The sequence below is a fragment of the Gimibacter soli genome, assembly GCF_028463845.1.
Taxonomy (GTDB): domain Bacteria; phylum Pseudomonadota; class Alphaproteobacteria; order Sphingomonadales; family Kordiimonadaceae; genus Gimibacter; species Gimibacter soli.
The window spans coordinates 2,187,479-2,206,616 of record NZ_CP116805.1; the positions used below are offsets into that span (position 1 = coordinate 2,187,479).

At 60.6% G+C, this 19,138-nt stretch carries 18 protein-coding genes; 5 read left to right on the forward strand and 13 right to left on the reverse strand.

Annotation, left to right across the window (positions count from 1 at the left end):
• Window positions 1–49 precede the first annotated feature (49 nt).
• Window positions 50–1,813 carry an amidohydrolase gene (locus PH603_RS10250; protein WP_289502424.1) on the reverse strand — a complete coding sequence of 588 codons (1,764 nt, stop codon included), beginning with the start codon at window positions 1,811–1,813 and terminating at the stop codon, window positions 50–52.
• 5 nt (window positions 1,814–1,818) lie between these two features.
• A complete protein-coding gene (locus PH603_RS10255; RefSeq protein WP_289502426.1) occupies window positions 1,819–2,229 on the reverse strand; it encodes a putative quinol monooxygenase in 411 nt (136 codons plus the stop codon).
• A gap of 269 nt (window positions 2,230–2,498) precedes the next feature.
• On the opposite strand from PH603_RS10255, the gene PH603_RS10260 reads away from it, so the two are divergent.
• Window positions 2,499–3,473: a choice-of-anchor A family protein gene (locus tag PH603_RS10260; protein ID WP_289502427.1), complete on the forward strand. Its 975-nt coding sequence runs from the start codon at window positions 2,499–2,501 to the stop codon at window positions 3,471–3,473.
• A 58-nt stretch (window positions 3,474–3,531) separates the two neighbouring features.
• Here the strand turns inward: PH603_RS10260 and PH603_RS10265 are convergent, their stop codons facing one another.
• Together PH603_RS10265 and PH603_RS10270 are read right to left on the reverse strand one after the other, a co-directional pair.
• Entirely contained in the window at window positions 3,532–3,843 is a 312-nt protein-coding gene (locus PH603_RS10265) for a hypothetical protein (RefSeq protein ID WP_289502428.1), read from the reverse strand.
• A gap of 91 nt (window positions 3,844–3,934) precedes the next feature.
• The gene (locus PH603_RS10270) at window positions 3,935–4,849 is read right to left on the reverse strand and encodes a glycerophosphodiester phosphodiesterase family protein (protein WP_289502429.1); all 915 of its coding nucleotides are present in this window, start codon (window positions 4,847–4,849) and stop codon (window positions 3,935–3,937) included.
• 74 nt (window positions 4,850–4,923) lie between these two features.
• Between PH603_RS10270 and mazG the strand changes: the two genes are divergently transcribed.
• Complete coding sequence (gene mazG / locus PH603_RS10275) at window positions 4,924–5,748, forward strand: nucleoside triphosphate pyrophosphohydrolase (RefSeq protein WP_289502430.1); 825 nt, start codon at window positions 4,924–4,926, stop codon at window positions 5,746–5,748.
• Here mazG and hflX read toward each other — a convergent pair whose 3' ends face one another.
• The 8 genes from hflX to dusB form a co-directional block, all read right to left on the reverse strand.
• Complete coding sequence (gene hflX, locus PH603_RS10280; RefSeq protein ID WP_289502432.1) at window positions 5,749–7,134, reverse strand: GTPase HflX; 1,386 nt, start codon at window positions 7,132–7,134, stop codon at window positions 5,749–5,751. It lies immediately after the preceding gene.
• A gap of 1 nt (window position 7,135) precedes the next feature.
• On the reverse strand, window positions 7,136–7,381 hold the full coding sequence (hfq, locus tag PH603_RS10285) for an RNA chaperone Hfq (protein WP_289502433.1): 246 nt from the start codon (window positions 7,379–7,381) through the stop codon (window positions 7,136–7,138).
• A gap of 198 nt (window positions 7,382–7,579) precedes the next feature.
• Window positions 7,580–8,956 carry a Trk system potassium transporter TrkA gene (trkA, locus tag PH603_RS10290; RefSeq protein ID WP_289502434.1) on the reverse strand — a complete coding sequence of 459 codons (1,377 nt, stop codon included), beginning with the start codon at window positions 8,954–8,956 and terminating at the stop codon, window positions 7,580–7,582.
• A gap of 27 nt (window positions 8,957–8,983) precedes the next feature.
• Window positions 8,984–10,372 carry a nitrogen assimilation response regulator NtrX gene (ntrX, locus tag PH603_RS10295; RefSeq protein WP_289502435.1) on the reverse strand — a complete coding sequence of 463 codons (1,389 nt, stop codon included), beginning with the start codon at window positions 10,370–10,372 and terminating at the stop codon, window positions 8,984–8,986.
• A 26-nt stretch (window positions 10,373–10,398) separates the two neighbouring features.
• Window positions 10,399–12,747, reverse strand: a complete 2,349-nt coding sequence (locus tag PH603_RS10300) for a sensor histidine kinase NtrY-like (RefSeq protein ID WP_289502436.1) — start codon at window positions 12,745–12,747, stop codon at window positions 10,399–10,401.
• A 71-nt stretch (window positions 12,748–12,818) separates the two neighbouring features.
• Window positions 12,819–14,276 (reverse strand): nitrogen regulation protein NR(I), encoded by a 1,458-nt coding sequence (ntrC, locus tag PH603_RS10305; RefSeq protein ID WP_289502437.1) that lies wholly within the window; start codon window positions 14,274–14,276, stop codon window positions 12,819–12,821.
• Window positions 14,273–15,394 (reverse strand): two-component system sensor histidine kinase NtrB, encoded by a 1,122-nt coding sequence (locus PH603_RS10310; RefSeq protein ID WP_289502438.1) that lies wholly within the window; start codon window positions 15,392–15,394, stop codon window positions 14,273–14,275. Before PH603_RS10310 ends, ntrC begins: the two co-directional genes overlap by 4 nt.
• A 2-nt stretch (window positions 15,395–15,396) precedes the next feature.
• Window positions 15,397–16,392 carry a tRNA dihydrouridine synthase DusB gene (dusB, locus tag PH603_RS10315; protein ID WP_289502440.1) on the reverse strand — a complete coding sequence of 332 codons (996 nt, stop codon included), beginning with the start codon at window positions 16,390–16,392 and terminating at the stop codon, window positions 15,397–15,399.
• Between the two features lie 76 nt (window positions 16,393–16,468).
• Here dusB and PH603_RS10320 point away from each other — a divergent pair, with 76 nt between their 5' ends.
• The 3 genes from PH603_RS10320 to PH603_RS10330 are packed head-to-tail and all read left to right on the forward strand — an operon-like array spanning window position 16,469 to window position 18,686.
• Complete coding sequence (locus PH603_RS10320; RefSeq protein ID WP_434783322.1) at window positions 16,469–17,626, forward strand: bifunctional 2-C-methyl-D-erythritol 4-phosphate cytidylyltransferase/2-C-methyl-D-erythritol 2,4-cyclodiphosphate synthase; 1,158 nt, start codon at window positions 16,469–16,471, stop codon at window positions 17,624–17,626.
• 11 nt (window positions 17,627–17,637) lie between these two features.
• The gene (locus PH603_RS10325) at window positions 17,638–18,141 is read left to right on the forward strand and encodes a phosphatidylglycerophosphatase A family protein (RefSeq protein WP_289502443.1); all 504 of its coding nucleotides are present in this window, start codon (window positions 17,638–17,640) and stop codon (window positions 18,139–18,141) included.
• Window positions 18,142–18,191: 50 nt separating this feature from the next.
• Window positions 18,192–18,686 (forward strand): CinA family protein, encoded by a 495-nt coding sequence (locus PH603_RS10330; protein WP_289502445.1) that lies wholly within the window; start codon window positions 18,192–18,194, stop codon window positions 18,684–18,686.
• Here the strand turns inward: PH603_RS10330 and PH603_RS10335 are convergent.
• Window positions 18,683–19,138: a type II toxin-antitoxin system RatA family toxin gene (locus PH603_RS10335; protein ID WP_289502447.1), complete on the reverse strand. Its 456-nt coding sequence runs from the start codon at window positions 19,136–19,138 to the stop codon at window positions 18,683–18,685. The two genes, PH603_RS10330 and PH603_RS10335, sit on opposite strands and share 4 nt — an antisense overlap.

Sequence of the window (19,138 nt, forward strand, 5' to 3'; positions counted from 1 at the left end):
AAAATGTCATTAGTTGGGCATGCGTAGGGCGAGCCCGATGGCAAGGGCTCTATCCGGCCAGCATCGTCCAAAGCAGTTTCAGGTTTGTCCAGGTTGTCTGGCGTGCATCGACCGGCTGGCCAGCGATCCATGTGCCGAGGACCTTGATATCGCGTATCGCTGCCTCGTCAGCGGTCAGCGGATCAGCGGAGATCAGCACGAGATCGGCGGCCTTGCCGGGCTCCAGCGAGCCGCGGCTGCTAGCAACTCCCAATTGGATGGCAGGCTCGATGGTCATGGCGCGCAGGGCTTCCATCCGCGATAAACGCTGCCCCTCCCCGATCACTGTGCCGTCGTGCCGTGTTTTGCGGAAAACGGCGGTGGCGAAGCTGCGCATCGGATCGATCGGCGTGGCGGGATGGTCGCCGTGCAGGCTGACATGATGGCCGGCGTCAACGGCGGTGCGCAGCGGCATGTAACGGTCCGTGCGGTCGGCGCCGACCAGATCGGGCAATTGATGACCGTAAAAATAGATATGGTCGATAAAGAAGCTGGTGGTGAAGCCCAGCGCCCTCGCCCGCTGCAGCTGTGCGGCGGTGATCAGTGCGTCATGCTCCAGCCGTGTGCCATGATCAGGCCGTGGATGCTTGGCAAACTCCTCCTCCGCGATATCGAGGACGCGGTCGATGGCGCGTTCGCCCTGCGTGTGGACTGCGATCCGGTAGCCTCGCCGCGCATAGGTGCTGAAGGCGGCGGCGAATTCGTCTGCGGACATATTGAGCGCACCCATATGCATCGGTTCCAGATGCAGTCGGTCCTTTGAAAGCTCGCTATTTTCATACGGCTCCCCAAAGGCTGCGCCGCCCGTGAAGGGCGACCCGTCCATCCAGAATTTCACACCGATCACGGCGGCAGGCGTGCCGGGCGCATCCGGCTTGTCGTTCGGGCCGATCTGGCCCGGCAAGGCATAGATGACGGCCTGCACGGGCGCGCCTTCTGCCTGAAGGCGGCGGCGCAGCAGCGCCAGCGGATCGGCGTCGCGTCCCACGGGGCCAAGAACGCCAAGTGTGGTATATCCCGCCTTCGCATATCGTCCGAAGGCGAGGTTGAGCAGCAGGTCACCGCTTCCCTCAGGCGGTGGCGGGATCGCCTTGAAGATCAGGTCCAGTGCCCCCAACTCCCTCAGGGCACCGTTCGGCCTGCCTTCGCTGTCGCGGCCGATTTCACCGTTCGCCGGATCGGGGGTCTCGGCGCTGATGCCAGCGGCGCGCAAGGCAGCGCTGTTCGCATAGGCATCGTGCATCATCTGGGTGAGGACGACAAGCGGCCGGTCGGGCGACAAGGCATCCAGCTCGGCAAGCGTCGGCGGTGTCAGGTCGTCAATCAGCAGTGGATCCCAGCCAAAGGCGATGGACCAGGCAGTGGGCTGCCAGCCGTCAAGGGAATCGGCCAGCGCCGCCATCACCTCTGCCCTGCTTCGATGGTGAAAGCCGCTGACATCGATGGCAGCGCCCAGAAGCGCTGTGGCAAGCGGGTGGGTGTGAGGCTCGATCAGGCCCGGCAGCAGAGTGCGCCCTTCAAGATCAATCCTTTGCACGTCAGCCGAAGCTTTGGCCTCCACGTCTGCAAGCGCGCCGACGGCAACGATGGCGCCGTCCCGCACCAGCAAGGCCTCAGCCTCACCTGCGGATGCCATCGTATGGATGGTGCCGCCGGTGAAAAGCATTTCGCACGGTGCGACGGGCGGTTGAAGCCAGAAACAGGCGGCAGTTGCAATCGCAGTTGCGGTGGCAGTCGTCAGGATCAGGCCTTTAAGCCAGCGGCGCCCACGCATGAGCGTCAGCCAAGCCCTACGCCGCCGACGGGCTCGGTGGCAGCGACCGATTGCATGCCTGCGATCATCGGCCGGGCCTTGGCGATGGCAGCCTGCACCGATGGCAGCGTCAGCGATGCCTTGTGGCTGTCGGCATTGTCCCACACTTCGGTGACCCAGATCGCGGTGGCGTCCGCCGGGTCGCGCGCGACGATATAGCTGATGCAGCCGGGCATGCCTTGCAGGCCCTCAAGAAGGATATCGATCAGCGCGTCGCGCTGGCCTACCGTGGCGGTGAACTTACCGATCAATCCGAACATGGTGTCTCCCTTCCCTGCAGTCATATTGTCTTCTAGTGCCAATGCGTTGCCGACGCCAGCGAAAGGACCTGCCATCAGCATGGTGCCCGTCGCAAGAATGAAATTCCGCCTGTCCATAAGGATCATTTCCCAAAAATATTTTTTGATCGCCGATTCGGCTGCGCACTGATTGCTTTCCAGCCTGAAAACGCGCGCCTATACAACCTCCTGTCCCAATCTAGCACCGCCGGATGCAGGGCCGGTAAAATACCGTTCAAATTTGAAACAGTTTTAAACCGATCTTGAAGAAACAGTCGCTAGGCTGCGCCCCATACTTGCTGCGGACCCACCTGAATGCTAGGGAAACCGCCATTGACAACGATGACTTATTTTCGGGAAGGACCCCCATGTTCAAGTCTGTTGCTAAATTTGCTGCTGCCCCCCTGCTGGCTGCTGCTCTAATGAGCGCGCCGGGCCAGGCGTCGACGAGCTTTGATCTCTTCGGCAGCTACAATGCCATTTTCTTCGGGGACTACAGCCTTCCGAACTCTGACGTTGAGGGCGCGCTGGCCGTTGGCGGCAATGCGTCGCTTTCGAGCTTTTCGGTCGGTGACAAGCTTTCGAACCCGGACTATGCCCTCGTTGTCGGCGGCAACCTGACGACCGGTTCGGGCCGCATCTATTATGGTGACGTGGCCGTTGGCGGCGAAGCCAATCTCGACAGCTCGGTTTACTGGGGCCTGAAGAATGAAGGTCAGGAAGTAACCTCCGATCTGCCGATCGATTTCGCGGCGGTCGAGCAACTCGCCAAGGATACGGCTGCCCATTATGCTGGCATGGGTGCGACCGGCACCGTCGACAATGCCTGGGGCACCTACACCATCGGCAACACGGCTGATGGCGGCCCGCAGGTTTTCAACATGACCGCCGATCAGCTGAAGGAAGCCCACACGTTGGCGCTTGCCTTCACGCCGTCGAATGGCAGCTCGATCATCATCAACGTGTCGGGCAGCATCATCGACATGACGAACATGGGCTTCTTCCAGACCGCGTCGCAGAACATCCTTTTCAACTTCTATGAAGCTGAAACCGTAAATATCGGCAGCGTCGGCATTTACGGCAACATTCTGGCCCCGACGGCTGATTTCGTCACCCAGTATGGCCAGATCAACGGCGTGGTGATCGGCGGCAGCTGGACCGGCAGCGTTCAGGTCAACAATTCGCTTGGCTTCAATGACGACAGCTGGGTGCCGAACGAGCCGAGTTTCCCGACGATCCCGGGCGTGCCCGAACCTGCCACGTGGCTGATGATGATCTTCGGCTTCGGCTTCGTGGGCCTCGCCGCCCGCCGCCGCAAGGGTGTACGTGCCCTCACCGCCTGACCAGGCCCGCATAGCAGTTTCAGAACGGCCGCCCGCAGTTCGGGTGGCCGTTTTTCTTTTACCAGCCGCCCTGCTTGGTCGGCGGGCTCGATGTCATATCCAGCTCGGCGCCGAGCGCATGGAGGGCAGAAAGAATCCGGCGCAGATCGTGGTTTTCTCGAGCGCCCATGCCCTCCTCCACCGCAACAGCGATGTCGCGGGCGTCATATTCCCATTGTCGCAGGATGGATATTTTGGCCTCGCGCGGGATATCGGGGGCTGCGGCCAGTGCTTCTGGACTGAGGCTCGACAGTCGCACATCGGAAACCGCGAGATCGAGCCTGAGGCGGCCACGGATATTGCCGGGGTAAACGGGGTGCCGGTTCGGCATGGGGCATCTCCTTCACAGCCTTGCGGCCTGAACTGCCCCCATGAATCCAATATAGGTGATATGACCGTCCTTTTGAACCCCCGCTGGCGGATCAGCGGCGTAAAACCGCCTGCACCGCGGCGTGCCTGTCCGTTGCGATGATATCGGCGCCTGCAGCGAGAAAGTCGAGATAGCGTGTATCATCTCCAGCTGCTGCAATCCGGGCATCGAGCGACTTCGACGGGCTGCCAAGTGTGCCGAGCATGGCGAGCCAGCCTTCTGCGTGGATAGCGTCGTAGAGGACACGCTCGCGCACCTGCAGGCCGGTCCAGGCAACAATCAGTTTGGGGTCGATGCCGCTCGCCTTCACCCGTTCGATATCGTCCTGGCTGTCGATTGAAACCGACAACATCATTTCGGGCGCTGCAGCATGAAAGGCCATCGCCTGCCCGTGGCTGTATGTGATGAGGACAACCCGGTCAGCCACATCCGCCGCGCGCACATGCCTGGCAACTTCCACGATATCCACCCCCGCCTTGATATCGAGCGACAGGATGGCTTTGGCTTGCCTCGTGAATGCAAGTACCTGATCGAGTGTCGGCACACGGAAAGGCGTTGCCTTGCCTTCGGGGTCTTGCAGGTAAAGGCCTTTTACATAATCGTAGGTGACTTCATCCACCCGGCCCTCGCCCGTTGTCGTCCGCTCCAGCGTTTCATCATGCATCAGGATGAGTGTGCCGTCTTTCAGGCGGCGGATATCGACCTCAAGGAGCGACGGACCAACGGTGAGCGTGTGGGCCAGTGTTTCAATGGCGTTTTCAGGATAGCCCGGCATGTCGCCGCCTCGGTGGGCACTGACCAGAGGCTTCCGGTCGGGCGTGTAGCGCAGATAGGCTGGCAGGCCGCCAGCGGAGAGTTCGGTGCCATGGAGGGTGGCCGCCTCAGCCTTGGCAAGCGGGCCTTCCGCCCCCGCTGGCAGGCTTGCAATTGCCCAGAGGGCCAGCCATAGTCCGATCCAACGCCGCATCCGCATTCTCCCTTGTCTGCACGGCCCTATAAGGCCGCGTCCGGCCGGTCGTATCAATGGTAAAAGACGAAACAATGACACATCCCGATCCGATGACCCGACTTCTCGATATCATGGCGCGGCTCCGCGATCCGAATGGCGGCTGCCCGTGGGATCTGGAGCAGGATTTCGCGTCCATTGCGCCCTATACGATCGAGGAAGCCTATGAGGTCGAGGAAGCGATCCGCGCGAACGACATGGTGTCGCTGAAGGAAGAGCTGGGCGACCTGCTGTTGCAGACCGTCTTCCACAGCCAGATGGCGGCCGAGGCCGGCCATTTCACCTTTGCCGAGGTGGCGGCAGCGATTGGTGACAAGATGGTGTCACGGCACCCGCATGTCTTCGGGGATGCCGATATCGCAACGGCGGACGCCCAGACCGCGGCGTGGGAAGTACAGAAAGCGAAGGAGCGCGCCGCCAAGGCAGCGGCCAAAGGCGAAGTTCCCTCGGTGCTTGACGGTGTGGCACTCGGCCTGCCGGGGCTTGTGCGCGCGATCAAGCTGCAGAACCGTGCGGCGCGTGTCGGATTTGACTGGCCTTCAACTCGCGACGTGCTTGCCAAACTGCAGGAAGAAGCGGATGAGATCGTGGCTGCCATGGAAAGCGGCGACGATGCGCACATCAAGGAAGAAATTGGTGATTATTTGTTTGTTGTCGCCAACTTGGCGCGTCATCTTAAAGTTGATGCTGAAGAAGCGTTGCGGGCTGCAAATGCGAAGTTCACGCGGCGTTTCCACAAGATCGAAGCCTGGCTCGCCGAAGATGGCCGCACCCCGGATCAGTCCGATCTTGCTGAAATGGATGCACTCTGGGATCGCGCCAAGGCGGAAGACAAGGCGGCTGCAAAAGCTGCCGAATGATCAATCCGGCAGCGGATGGTTTTTCGAGAAGCGATCCCAAGCGACGGGATCGACCTGAAATTCGATCCGGAAGCCTTCTTCCTCGGCATTTTCCGACAGTATCTTGGCATTGGCCTTCAGCCAGGCCCGCGCCTTGCCGTCCGAATAGGGAATAAGCTTGGTCAGCTTATAGTCTGCGGTGCCGAGAAGCGTGTCGATCCGCGCGATCAGCGTGTCCGTGCCTTCGCCTGAAAGAGCCGAGATGGCCACGCGGTCGGGGTGGCGCACCCCTTCCCTGATCCGGGCTTCCATTTCCTCGGGGCTCAGGAGATCACCCTTGTTCAAGGCTTCGATAACCGGCACGCCGGTGTCGAAAGCATCAAGATCGATCCCCAGTTCCTTCAGAACCTCGGTCACGTCTGCAGCCTGGATGTCGCTGTCTTCGTGGCTGGCGTCCCGCACATGGATGATCAGGTCGGCCTCGCACACTTCCTCAAGCGTTGCGCGGAACGCGGCGACCAGCATGGTCGGCAGGTTCGAGATGAAGCCCACTGTGTCGGAAAGGATGATCTTGCGGCCCGAAGGCATCTCAACCGCCCGCATCGTGGGGTCAAGGGTAGCGAACAGCATATCCTCGGCCAGCACTTCAGCGCGGGTCAGACGGTTAAAGAGCGTGGATTTGCCGGCGTTCGTATAGCCGACAAGCGCCACGATCGGATACGGCGCCTTCTGCCGGCGCGCCCGATGCAGGGTCCGCGTCTTGGCAACGTCTTTCAGAGCGCGCTTCAGGCGCGTGATCTTGTCCGAAATGATCCGGCGGTCGGCCTCGATCTGGGTCTCGCCGGGGCCGCCCATGAAGCCCGCACCGCCGCGCTGGCGTTCAAGGTGGGTCCAGGACCGCACCAGCCGGCTTTTCTGGTACGTCAGGTGGGCAAGCTCCACCTGCAGCTCACCTTCGCGGGTGCTGGCACGGTTGCCGAAAATCTCGAGGATAAGTGCTGTGCGGTCAATCACCTTGGCTTTCAGCTCGCGCTCAAGGTTCCGCTGCTGCACGGGGGTCAGCTCGGCATCGAAAACGAAAACGTCGATCTCCTGATTTTCGGAGATGGCTTTCAAATCCTCGATCTTGCCTTCACCAATGAGCGTCGCCGCCCGACGCTTGCGCACCGGGATGATCTCGCCACCCATCAGTTCGATATCGATGGCCTCGGCAAGGCCTTTTGCCTCCTCGAGCTTGGCCGCAGGCGAGCGCTCGAGAAGTTCGGCGGTGTCGGACCTTATGTCGGGATGCACCACATAGACGCGCGGCTTGTCGACGCGCTTCTGCAGATAGCCCAGACCCTCGGCCGACCAACCGCCGCCGTTTTGGTCGCCGTCCCTTTCGGAACGGTCATCAGTGTCGGACAATTCAGGCCTCGACGTCTTTCTCGGGCTCGAAGAGCTGCACAGGGCCGCCCGGCATCACCGTCGAAATGGCATGCTTGTAAACGAGCTGCGAGTGCCCGTCGCGGCGCAGCAGCACGCAGAAATTGTCGAACCAAGTGATCACGCCTTGGAGTTTGACGCCATTCACCAGAAAGACAGTGACGGGGATTTTGGATTTGCGGACGGCATTCAAAAACACGTCCTGGAGGTTTTGATTCTTGTCGGACATTGGACTGTCTGAGCCTTCAGTTTTTTCGTTCTGTTTATTACCCGGCAAAACCGGGCGCTTCTTGTGCCTGGGCATAGGCAAAGACGAAGTTCAAACGGCTCGCTTCCCGGTTTCTACCCCCGGCAAACGGGTCGGATGTCATTCGTCTCGCAAATAATATGTCAGAGTGAGGCGCGATTTGCTAATAATATTTTTGTTTCAAAAGACATCCGCGCGGGCTGTGAACAATTGTTCCATCCGTTTTACGGCCTCGGAAAGCGCCAGGATAATTGCCCTGTCGCCGGCATGGATCATGGTATCGGCGTGCGGCACGATACATTCGTCTCCGCGCACGATCATCCCGAATTTTATCTCGCCGTGCAGGCGCAGGTCACCGATTGTCTTGCCGACGATATCGGAGCCCTCAAGGATCTCGGCTTCGATGATCTCGGCCTCCCCGTCGCGCACGCTGTAAAGGTCGCGGATACGGCCGCGGCGGATATGCCGCACGATGGACGAAACCGTCGTCTCGCGCGGGTCCAGTGCCACATCGATATTGAGCGTGCCGACAAGCCCGCCGTAGATCGGGTTGTTCAAAAGCGTGATCGCATGCGGGCAGCCCTGCTGCTTCGCGAGAAGGGCCGTCAGGATATTCACCTCGTCATCGTCGGCTACAGTCACGATCGTGTCTGCCTGCCCTACCCGCGCTTCCTGCAGGATTTCCTTCGCAAGGGCATCGCCGTTGATGACGATGGCGTTGGTCATGCGCTCGGCGATATAGGCCGCACGTTCCGGATTATGTTCGATGATGCGCAGGTTCGGCGGGTTCGGGCGCTTGTCCAGCATTTCGGCAAGGAACAGCCCGACGTTGCCGCCGCCAACGATGACGATGCGGTGCGCCGGCTTTTCCTCGTGCCCGAAAACAGCCATCGAGCGCGCGGTTTTATCGGTGTCCACGATGATATAGACGGAATCACCAATCTGGAGCTGGTCGTCACTGCGCGGCACGAACATCTTGTTATCGCGCACCACAGCGGCGACGGTCGTTTGCAGGTTCGGGAACAGTTCGGTCAGCTGGCGCAGCGGCGTATCCACCACGGGGCAGCGGTGATCGAGCGTCAGGCCAATGAGGCGCACTTTGCCCTTGGCGAACGGCACCATGTTGAAGGCGCCCGGCACATCGAGCCGGCGGATGATCGCCTCGGCCACTTCGCGTTCGGGCGAGATGATCACATCGATCGGCATATGATCGCGCGAGAACAAATCCGCATAATCGGGCTTCAGATAAGCCTGATTACGGATGCGAGCAACCTTGGTCGGGATACTGAACAGCGAGCTTGCCACCTGACACGCCACCATATTCACTTCATCCGACCAGGTAACGGCAACCAGAAGGTCGGCGTCTGCCGCCCCTGCCCGTTCGAGCATCTTGGGGTCTGAGGCGTGGCCGACCATGGCCTGCACATCAAGTGAATCCGAAATCTTCCGGATAAGCTCCGGCGCCCGATCGATCACCGTCACATCGTTGGACTGGCTGGACAGGTGTTTGGCGATGTTGAAGCCGACTTGGCCGGCGCCGCAAACGATCACTTTCATGGGAAGACCCTGACTGTGGAAACTCTATCAGTTGATATCGCCGGCCTTGCCGGATGCCAAGCCAAGAGACTTGAGTTTTCTGTGAAGCGCCGAGCGCTCCATGCCGATAAAGGCGGCAGTGCGCGAGATATTGCCACTGAAACGGCTGATCTGCACCTTCAGATATTCCCGCTCGAACGCTTCACGCGCTTCCTTCAGGGGGCTTGTCATGATGGCGCCGTCGTTATTGTTACGGAAAAGATCGGCAGAATCAGACCTTACCTCGCTTGGCAACTGATCGATGGAGATCTCTTCATGCGGATCCTCGGGGCCCATGATCACCACGCGCTCGATGATATTCTTCAACTGGCGCACGTTGCCGGGCCAATTATAGGACTGCAGTGCCGCCATGGCTTCATCCGTCAGCGCACGGCGTGGGCGACCGGTGGCGTCGGCAAGTGTTTCGAGGAAGAAGCGAGCCAGAAGCGGGATATCTTCACGCCGCTCGGTAAGCGCCGGGATCATCAGCGGCACCACATTCAGGCGGTGATACAGGTCTTCCCGGAAACGACCGTTCTCGATCTCGGTGACGAGCGTTTTGGAAGTGGCGGAAATCACCCGTACATCAACGCGCACGCCAGTGTTGCCGCCAACACGTTCGAACGCCTGATCCGTCAGCACCCGCAGGATTTTCGCCTGGGTCGGCAGCGGCATGTCGGCCACTTCATCAATGAAAAGCGTGCCGCCGTGGGCGCGCTCGAAGAAGCCGGTTTTCACCACGCCGCCGTTCTGCTCCACACCGAACAGTTCCTGTTCCATGCGGTGGGGCTCCATCGAGGCGGCACTTACCACAATGAAGGGGCCATGGGCGCGCTGCGACCGGGCATGGATCACCCGGGCAGCCACTTCCTTGCCCGAGCCCGAGGGGCCGTGGATCAGGACACGGCTGTTGGTGCCGGCGACCTTCTCGATCACATGACGCACGTTATTGAGGGGCGCTGACTTGCCCGTCAGCTCCACCACGAGCGCGGCGCGCTTTTTGAGTTCCTCGTTTTCCCGGCGCAGGCGCTCGGCTTCAGTCGCCCGGCGCACGGTGAGGAGAAGATGATCGGCTTCGAACGGCTTTTCGATAAAGTCGTAGGCGCCCTTCTTTATGGCAGCCACAGCAGTTTCGATGTTGCCGTGGCCGCTGATCATGATGACCGGCAGGTCGCGGTGGCGTGTCTTCACCAGCTCCAGCAGTTCAAGCCCGTCAAGCTTGCTGCCCTGCAGCCAGATATCAAGGACCATCAGAGACGGCAGCCGTTTCTCGATTTCGTCGAGGGCGCTTTCGCTATCATATGCGGTGCGCGTCTGATAGCCCTCGTCCTCGAGGATGCCCGAGATCAGATCCCGGATATCGGCTTCGTCATCAATGATCAGAATATCGAGCGCCATAGCGTCTCCGTCTCCTCCGTTCAGTCTTATTCAGCGGCTTCTTCATGCCCGCCTTGCCGGTCCAGCCGTTTCCTGAGTGCGGCGCGCGACAGACTGACTGTCGCAACGGCACCCAGCGGGCGCTGGTCAGCAATGCGGACGGTGCCGCCATGTTCCTCGACAATACGGCGAACAATGGCGAGGCCGAGGCCTGTACCTTTCACCCGCGTTGTCACATAGGGTTCCATCAGCCGGTCTTTCTGGTCCTGCGGCAGGCCCATGCCATTGTCGGTGACCAGAATTTCAATGAGGTCCTCTGTTGCATTGATGCTGACATGTACCTGTCCGGGTTCCAGCGTATCGCTGCCGGATGCCCGGTCGCGCTCCATCCGGCTTTCAATCGATTCCGCTGCATTCTTCAGGAGGTTGGTGAAAGCCTGCCCCAGAAGGCGGCCGTCACAGTCGATGACGAGCGGTTCTTCGGGCAGATTCGCAAGGAAATTGACCTGCGGCCACGATACGTTCTGCAGGAACACGGCCTGACGCACCACATCGACGATATCAGTTTCCTTGAAGAGAGGTGCGGGCATGCGGGCGAAGGACGAGAATTCATCCACCATGCGACGAAGGTCCCCCACCTGCCGGATGATCGTATCCGTGCACTGGCTGAAAACAGCCGGGTCGGTGGTGATTTCCTTCAGATACTTGCGCTTCAGCCGCTCGGCCGAAAGCTGGATCGGCGTCAATGGGTTCTTGATTTCATGTGCGATGCGACGGGCGACATCGGCCCAGGCGGCGGTGCGCTGGTCGGCCAGCTGTTCGGTCAGGTCATCGAAGGTGACCACGAAGCCGCCAACGGGCGCGCCCTCGCTGGTGCGATCCACCGAAACTCGGGCTAGAAGCGTGCGTTTGCTGTCGCCCACGTCGATCTGCACCTGGCCCTGCACTGTGTCGCTTTTGCCCTCGACCGTCTGGTCAAGAAGCGCGGCGAAGGCGGGGAAGGCCTCATCCAGCCGGCGACCGAGCATCACGTCAATCTCGACACCCAGAAGGGCCGCCGCTGACTTGTTCGGCAGGAAGATGCGTCGTTCGCTATCAAGGCCGATCACGCCAGCCGAAACGCCTGCGAGCACTTCTTCAAGGAAGCGGCGGCGATCATCAAGCTCGCGGTTGGCGGTAATCAGGTCCGCCTGATGGCGAGCAAGCTGATCAGTCATCCGGTTAAAGGTGCGCGACAGGGTGCCGACTTCGTCGCCCGCCGTCACGCTGCGCACGCGTGCCGTCAGGTCACCCGCCCCTACCCGCTCGGCAGCGTCTACAAGTTCAGAGAGCGGATTGAACAGCCGGCCGGAGAACCAGAGACCAATCCAGATGGCAGCAAGCAGGATCAGCAGCGATACGATGATGAAGACCACGCTGAACTGCAGCTGCACATTGCTGCGGCGGCCTTCAAGGTTGTCATAGTCCGCCACGGCGTTGCGGGTGGCTTCCAGATAGCCCACCACCTGCGGGTTCAGGTCCCGCGCCACATACAGATATGTCGGACGCAAGAAGGATGACAGGCGGATCATGCCGATGATCGTGTTGTCTGCCGCGTTCGAGGCAATGAAGGCTTCACCCTCGCGCACGCGGTTGATCATCTCGACCTCGAAACGCTGTGTGCGGAAATCGAGCCCGGAAGTGGCACGGGCGAGCACGGAGCCCTCACCATCGCGGTCCTCGATCAGCATGACTTCAGACAGGAGCCGGGTGGAAAGTGCGGTATCCGCCACACGCTGCACGGTCAGTTGGTCAAACTGCTGGCTGGGCGACAGGCGGTTGAAGGCAAGCGCGATGGCCAGCATGTCCTTCTCGATCGTCGAGCGATGCTCGATGAGATAGGTTTCCGCGACTTCGAGCGAGTTATTGAGCGTGGAGCGAACCTTTTCGCTGAACCAGGTCTGGATGCCGAACTCAAGAAAAAGGCTCGAGAAAACGGCCATGATGATCGGCGGGACAATCGCGATCCCCATGAAGAAACCGATCATGCGGGTATGCAGTTTGGAGCCAGCCGCATTGGCCTTGCGCGCGATCCAGAAGCGCACAAACCAGCGCCCGATGGAGGCGCCAAGGGCAAGGAGAAGTGCCAGATTCACATAAAGTAGCACCGTCATGGTGCGGCCACTGGTGGCCTCAAGCGGCGTACCCTTGCGGCTCATGGCGACATAGGTAACGACTGCGGCGATAACAGCGAGGACGGAGAGGGCGATTTCAAGCCTGCCGCCGAAATTCACCCGGCGCGACCAAAGAAGGAACCGCGCCACTCGCCGGCTTGGCAGCTTCGGCGAGAGGTCCATCAGGTCTTTCTTTTGCCGGGGCTTGCGCTGGCCGGCAGCTTCAGGCGAATTCGGTTCCATTACGGCACATGATGCACGAAAGACACGGATGTTCCAGAATTATCACACTCGTGGATCGAGATTTAGCGCTATCAGGCGGGACGAGCCGGCAGGTGGATATCAAGCTCGCGGATTTTCTTGCGCAGGGTGTTGCGGTTGAGCCCCAGAAGCTCTGCCGTTTTCACCTGATTGCCACCCGTGACAGCCAGCACCTTTTGAATAAGCGGCCGTTCGACCTCGCGCAGCAGGCGCTGATAGAGGCCCGGCGGTGGCAGGCCGTCCTCATGATGGTCGAAATACTGGTCGAGGTGCGCGCGGATGGTTTGCGACAGGTTCCCACCGGTTACCTCGGCGAGCAGACTAAGGGGCGCGCCGGAAAGTTCGGACGTCGAACGGTCAAGTTCGGTCTTGATCACATCGCCGGTGATTCGGTCTTCGGCATAAAGGGCGCATATCCGGTGCAGCAGGTTCTCAAGCTCGCGCACGTTGCCCGGCCAGTCGAAAGACATCAGTGCCCGCTTGGCGCCGTCTGTCAGTTCCTTTTGCGGCAGGCCGGCAGCCGCCGCCTTGCGCAGGAAATGATCGGCCAGATCAGGGATATCTTCCCTGCGGGACCGAAGCGGCGGCAGCGTCAGTGGCACCACATTCAGGCGGAAATAGAGGTCTTCCCGGAACTCGCCTTGCCGGACAAGGGCGCGCAGGTCCTTGTTGGTGGCCGCGATGATCCGCACGTTGGTGCGGTGGAGGGTTTGCCCGCCGACCGTGCGATATTCGCCTTCCTGCAGGACGCGCAGAAGCCGGGTCTGGGCCAGAAGCGGCATGTCGCCAATCTCGTCCAGGAAAAGCGTGCCGCCCTTGGCTTGGGCAAAGCGACCAAGTGTGCGGGTTTCTGCGCCCGTGAAGGCACCGCGTTCATGACCGAACAGTTCGCTTTCAATCAACTCCTTCGGGATCGCCGCCATATTGACCGGCACGAACGGATTTTCCCGGCGCGGGCCGTTTTCATGCAGCGCCTTGGCGACCAGCTCCTTGCCTGTGCCGCTTTCGCCCACAATCAGGACGGTGAGGTCGGTTTGAACCACGCGGGCCATGGCGCGGTAGATTTCCTGCATCGCCATGGAGCGCCCGATGAGCGGGCTGTCGTCATCGCCGCCTTGGGTGGCACTCTTCGGGCGCGCCGAAACCTTCAGCACCTTTTTCGCCACGCCGATCAGCTCGTCGATATCGAATGGTTTCGGCAGATATTCATAGGCGCCGGCGCGCGAGGCCTTCATGGCGGTTGCGAGCGTGTTTTGGGCGCTCATCACCACGACCGGTAGGTCGGGCCGCATGGCTTTCAGCTTGGGCAGAAGCTCAAGCCCGTTGCCGTTCGGCATCAGCACATCAGAAATCACCAGATCGCCCTGACCTGCACGCACCATGCGCTCAAGCTCCGGCGCGTCATCGGCCTCAAGCACCAGCCAGCCTTCCTGACGGCAGGCTTCGCTGACCACCATGCGGATGGCGAGATCGTCGTCGGCGACAATGATGCTGGGCTTCGATCCACTCATTTCGGCTGATCCTCATAAAGGGGTAGCTGCACCCGGAAAACGGCGCCGCCTTCCGGGTGGTTCTCACACGTCACTGTGCCGCCCATTTCGGACACATAGCGGGCGACAAGCGCAAGGCCAAGGCCAGTGCCGCCTTCGCGCCCGCTGACGAACGGGTCGAAAATGTGGGCGCGCAGTGTTTCCGGAATGCCGGGGCCGTTGTCGCGCACGATGATTTCGATCGGCAGGCGAACACGATGGCCTTCGGCGTTGGTCAGCCAGATGCCGTGCTTATAGCTTGTTTGAACCGTAATATCTGCTTCAGAACCAGCGGCTTCCACAGCGTTCTTGATAAGGTTGATGAATATCTGGACAAGCCTGTCACGGTCACCATTCACCGGCGGCAGCGACGGATCGAAGCGCGGGCGGATGCTGGCATGCTCGCCAAAGCCGGCCTGCGCGAGGCTCAGCACATGATCGAGCACTTCATGGATATTCACCGGCTCGAACCCGGTTGTCACCGGCATGGAGAAATGCTCCAGCTGGTCAACGAGCCCCTTGATGCGGTCCACTTCGCGGCAGATCAGTTCGGTCAGGCGGATATTTTTCTGGTCGGTCGAGCGGCCAATGAGCTGTGCGGCGCCGCGGATACCCGAAAGCGGGTTGCGGATTTCGTGCGCCAGCATCGAGGCAAGGCCGGAAACTGACCGGGCCGCCGCTTCCATATCGTCGCGTTTTTCAAGGAAAGCCGTGATGCGGCGGGGCTGCATGGTGAGAAGCACCCTGCCCGCCTCGTCAAACGGATGGGCGTGCATGTCCATCAGCTCGATATCGCCAAGCGGCGGCCGGCAGGCGACGTCATAGCTGTTGAGCGGCACGTCGTCGCTGATGGAGCGACCGATCAGGTCATGCGCCGCGTCGCCGATCCCGCGTAGCTCCGCGACCGGCGATCCGATCAGGCCTTCACGGCTGCGACCGAACAATTGCTCCGTGGCACCGTATACTTCCTCGATCAGGCCGCCCGCCCCCACAAGGACGACGGATTGAACAAGGCTTGCAAGAACATCATCAGGCGGTGTCCGGATATCCGAACAGACATCGAAGGAATGACCGGGTCTGTTACCTGCCTGCGTCAACACCGTCAGGCCGCCATCTGGTCGCAAAGCGGCAGATAGAATTCGCGGAGCGCGGCGCGGACTTCATCCGGGTCGTCCATCTGGTTCATGCCGTTGCGGAACTCGGCGCTGTCGCGCAGGCCCTTGGTGTACCAGCCGAGATGCTTGCGCGCCATGCGTACCCCGCCCTGCGTGCCATAATGCACAAGCATGGCGTCATAATGTTCCATGATGGCATTGAACTGGGTTTCTAGGTCGGGGTCCGGCAGGCGTTCGCCCGTGCGGATATAATGCATGGCCTGGGCAATGAACCACGGGCGGCCATAGGTGCCACGGCCGATCATCACGCCGTCAGCGCCGCTGTCTGCCAGTGCCTGATCGATATCCTCGAACGTATTGATATCGCCGTTCACGATCACGGGCACATTCACGGCGTCCTTCACGCGGGCAACCTTCTTCCAGTCGGCACTGCCGCGATACATCTGGCAGCGCGTGCGGCCATGTACGGTGATCATCTTGATGCCAAGCTGTTCGGCGATTTTGGCAAGCTCCGGCGCGTTCAGGCTGTTATCATCCCAGCCAAGGCGCATTTTCAACGTCACTGGCAGCTTGACGGCATTGACGGTGGCCTCGATGAGCGAACCCGCATGGTCCAGATCGCGCATCAGCGCCGAACCTGCGTGGCCGTTCACCACCTTTTTCACCGGGCAGCCCATATTGATATCGATGATGGCAGCGCCGCCATCTTCGTTCAGGCGCGCAGCTTCCGCCATACGGACGCCTTCGCAGCCGGCAAGCTGCACCGAAATCGGGAACTCTTCAGCGCCGATTTCAGCCTGCTTGATCGACTTGGTGGTCGAGCGGATCATCGCTTCCGAAGCGATCATTTCCGATACCACAAGGCCCGCGCCAAAGGCTTTGACCTGCCGGCGGAACGGTAGGTCGGTCACGCCCGACATGGGGGCAAGGATCACGGGCTCTTTGATTTCGAGCGGGCCGATGTTAATAGGCTTCAGTGCCATTCTTTCACTCATACGCTTCAGTGCCTAAAATTTGGGCAACCTTATGCCAGAAACATTGATGGATTGCCAGCCTTTGATTGCGGATCAGCCCGCAATCGTTCTCGTGTGCGCGGGCCGTGGCCAGCGTGCTGGCGAAGGCCTGCCGAAACAGTATCGCCTGCTTGCTGGCGAACCCGTTGTGCGCCGCACCCTGAAGGCGCTGCGGGCTGCCTTGCCATTGGCCTATATCCAGCCGGTTATTCATCCTGATGACGCCGAACTTTTCGCTTCGGCAGCACAGGGAATCGACGGCATTCTGGTGCCAGCGCCCGGCGGTGCAACCCGTCAGGCCAGTGTCTTGGCCGGACTTGCGGCCCTTGAGGCTTTGTCGCCAGCGTTGGTGCTTGTTCATGATGCCGCGCGACCCTTCGTTACCACCGGTCTCGTAAACGGCGTCCTAACAGCATTGCAGAATGGTGCCGCAGCTGTTGTCCCGGGTGTGGCGATTGTTGACAGCATCCGCCGTGACGCGAAGGGCGGGACAGCGCCGGTTGACCGCAGCGGGCTTTACCGGGTGCAAACGCCGCAAGGCTTCACTTTCGCCGACCTGCTTTCCGCCCACCGCGCTGTAGCAGGCGAGGACCTGAGCGACGATGCGACGGTCATGGAACGTGCCGGGCATGCCGTCGCCATCTCTGGGGGCGATGCCAACAATATCAAGCTGACCCTCGCGGAGGATTTCGTGCTCGCCGAAAAGCAGATCATCAGCGCCCTCGCCGACGTGCGCACCGGCACAGGGTTTGACGTTCACCGGTTCGAGCCCGGCGATCATGTATGGCTCTGTGGTATCAAGGTGCCCTTCACCCAGAAACTGAAGGGCCATTCGGATGCCGATGTTGGCCTGCATGCCCTGACGGACGCGATCCTGATGGCGCTGGCGGACGGTGACATCGGCTTCCATTTCCCGCCGACCGAGGCCAAATGGAAAGGTGTTTCGTCCGATACCTTCCTCACCTTCGCGCGCGACCGGGTGCTGGCGCGTGGCGGCATGATTGCCAATGTCGGTGTCACCATTATCTGCGAGGCACCGAAACTTATGCCTTGGAAAGCGGCGATGCAGGAACGCGTGGCCGAGCTGCTGCAGATCGCCACGGACCGTGTCAGCATCCAGGCGACCACTACCGAAAAGCTCGGCTTCACCGGACGCGGCGAAGGTATCGCGGCGCAGGCCGTGGCAACTGTCCGCCTGCCCTGAAAGGACGTGCGATGAAACAAAGCCTCGGCGCATGGGACGACCGTTACAAAAGCCTCGCTTTCTGGATTGCTACATTCTTTGGCTCTGGCCTCCTGAAGCCGGCCCCCGGCACATGGGGCAGCCTTGCCGGGCTTGCAGCGGGCATGCTGCTGATTGCCGCAGGCATCGATGAAGCCCAGCTTATCGGCTTCATCGCGGCCCTGACGATCGCCGGATCAAAGGCGATCAATGCCATAGAAGCGAAGACCGGCATTCATGACGCGCCAGAGATCGTGATCGATGAAGTTGCCGGCATCTGGATTGCGCTCCTCCCGGTGATGGCAATGGGCATCACCTGGCAGGAAGCTGCCGCCGCCTTCACCCTGTTTCGCCTTTTCGATATCTGGAAGCCCTGGCCGATCAGCTGGATCGACCGGCATGTTCATGGCGGGTTCGGCGTGATGGCGGATGATCTTGTCGCCGGTATCCTTGCGGCGATCATACTTGTTATCATTCACCCGTATCTTGGGATGTAATGATACAGTTCCTGAATTGTCTGTGGTCCTGCCCTTAGTGGATATGTGAGATGCCTTTCGACGCCGACATCACCGTCAAAGCCGAACGACTGCTTGCCCTTGCCCGTGCGCAAGATATGAAGCTCGCAACGGCGGAATCCTGCACGGGCGGGCTGATCGGCGGCGCACTGACCGCCATTGCCGGATCGTCGGATGTCGTGGACCGGGGCTTCATCACCTATTCGAATGAAGCCAAGCAGCAGATGCTGGGGGTGAGCGCGGAAAGCCTTGCCCGCTTCGGCGCTGTTTCCGAAGCTGTCGCCAAGGAAATGGCTTACGGCGCTCTCGCCCATTCGATGGCGGATGCGGCCGTTGCAGTCACCGGTGTTGCGGGGCCGGGTGGCGGATCGGAAGAAAAGCCTGTTGGGCTTGTCTGGTTCGGCATTGCCGTTCAGGGGCAAGCGCCCGAGGCCTTCAAGATGCTGTTCGGCGATATCGGGCGTGATGGTATCCGTACCGAAACCGTGCGCAAGGCACTCGACGCGCTGATCGACGCTTTGTCTTAAGGCAGATCGCGCGGACCATACACAGCCACGGCGCGTTCCTCGAAGGATTTGATCATCCGGTGCGTGGCTTCGGTGAACACAGGGCCGATCATCTTTTCCAGAAGTTTGCTTTTGAATTCGAAATCCACTTCGAAATCAATGAGCGTTGCCTTGTCCGGATGGTCGGGGTCAGGCAGGAAGCGCCAGTGGTTATAAAGCCGTTTCATGGGGCCTTTGATATAGTCGATATCGATCCGCTCGCCGGGCTTGAAGGAAACCCGTGAGGTGAACTTCTCGCGGAACATCTTGAAGCCGATCACGAGATCAGCGTCGAACTGGGTGTCTTTCCGGTTGAAAACGCGCGAGGCCAGGCACCAGGGCAGGAATTCCTGATAGCGCGCCACGTCGATCACCACGGCGAACAGTTCGTCCGTCGTGTAAGGCAGGCGCTTGATATCCTCGAAACGCGGCAC

Bases quoted from the DNA above. Each gene is read 5' to 3' on its own strand.
- PH603_RS10250 (WP_289502424.1), bottom strand. From the start codon at position 1,813: ATGCGTGGGCGCCGCTGGCTTAAAGGCCTGATCCTGACGACTGCCACC.
- PH603_RS10255 (WP_289502426.1), bottom strand. From the start codon at position 2,229: ATGGACAGGCGGAATTTCATTCTTGCGACGGGCACCATGCTGATGGCA.
- PH603_RS10260 (WP_289502427.1), top strand. From the start codon at position 2,499: ATGTTCAAGTCTGTTGCTAAATTTGCTGCTGCCCCCCTGCTGGCTGCT.
- PH603_RS10265 (WP_289502428.1), bottom strand. From the start codon at position 3,843: ATGCCGAACCGGCACCCCGTTTACCCCGGCAATATCCGTGGCCGCCTC.
- PH603_RS10270 (WP_289502429.1), bottom strand. From the start codon at position 4,849: ATGCGGCGTTGGATCGGACTATGGCTGGCCCTCTGGGCAATTGCAAGC.
- mazG (WP_289502430.1), top strand. From the start codon at position 4,924: ATGACACATCCCGATCCGATGACCCGACTTCTCGATATCATGGCGCGG.
- hfq (WP_289502433.1), bottom strand. From the start codon at position 7,381: ATGTCCGACAAGAATCAAAACCTCCAGGACGTGTTTTTGAATGCCGTC.
- trkA (WP_289502434.1), bottom strand. From the start codon at position 8,956: ATGAAAGTGATCGTTTGCGGCGCCGGCCAAGTCGGCTTCAACATCGCC.
- ntrX (WP_289502435.1), bottom strand. From the start codon at position 10,372: ATGGCGCTCGATATTCTGATCATTGATGACGAAGCCGATATCCGGGAT.
- PH603_RS10300 (WP_289502436.1), bottom strand. From the start codon at position 12,747: ATGGAACCGAATTCGCCTGAAGCTGCCGGCCAGCGCAAGCCCCGGCAA.
- ntrC (WP_289502437.1), bottom strand. From the start codon at position 14,276: ATGAGTGGATCGAAGCCCAGCATCATTGTCGCCGACGACGATCTCGCC.
- dusB (WP_289502440.1), bottom strand. From the start codon at position 16,392: ATGGCACTGAAGCCTATTAACATCGGCCCGCTCGAAATCAAAGAGCCC.
- PH603_RS10325 (WP_289502443.1), top strand. From the start codon at position 17,638: ATGAAACAAAGCCTCGGCGCATGGGACGACCGTTACAAAAGCCTCGCT.
- PH603_RS10330 (WP_289502445.1), top strand. From the start codon at position 18,192: ATGCCTTTCGACGCCGACATCACCGTCAAAGCCGAACGACTGCTTGCC.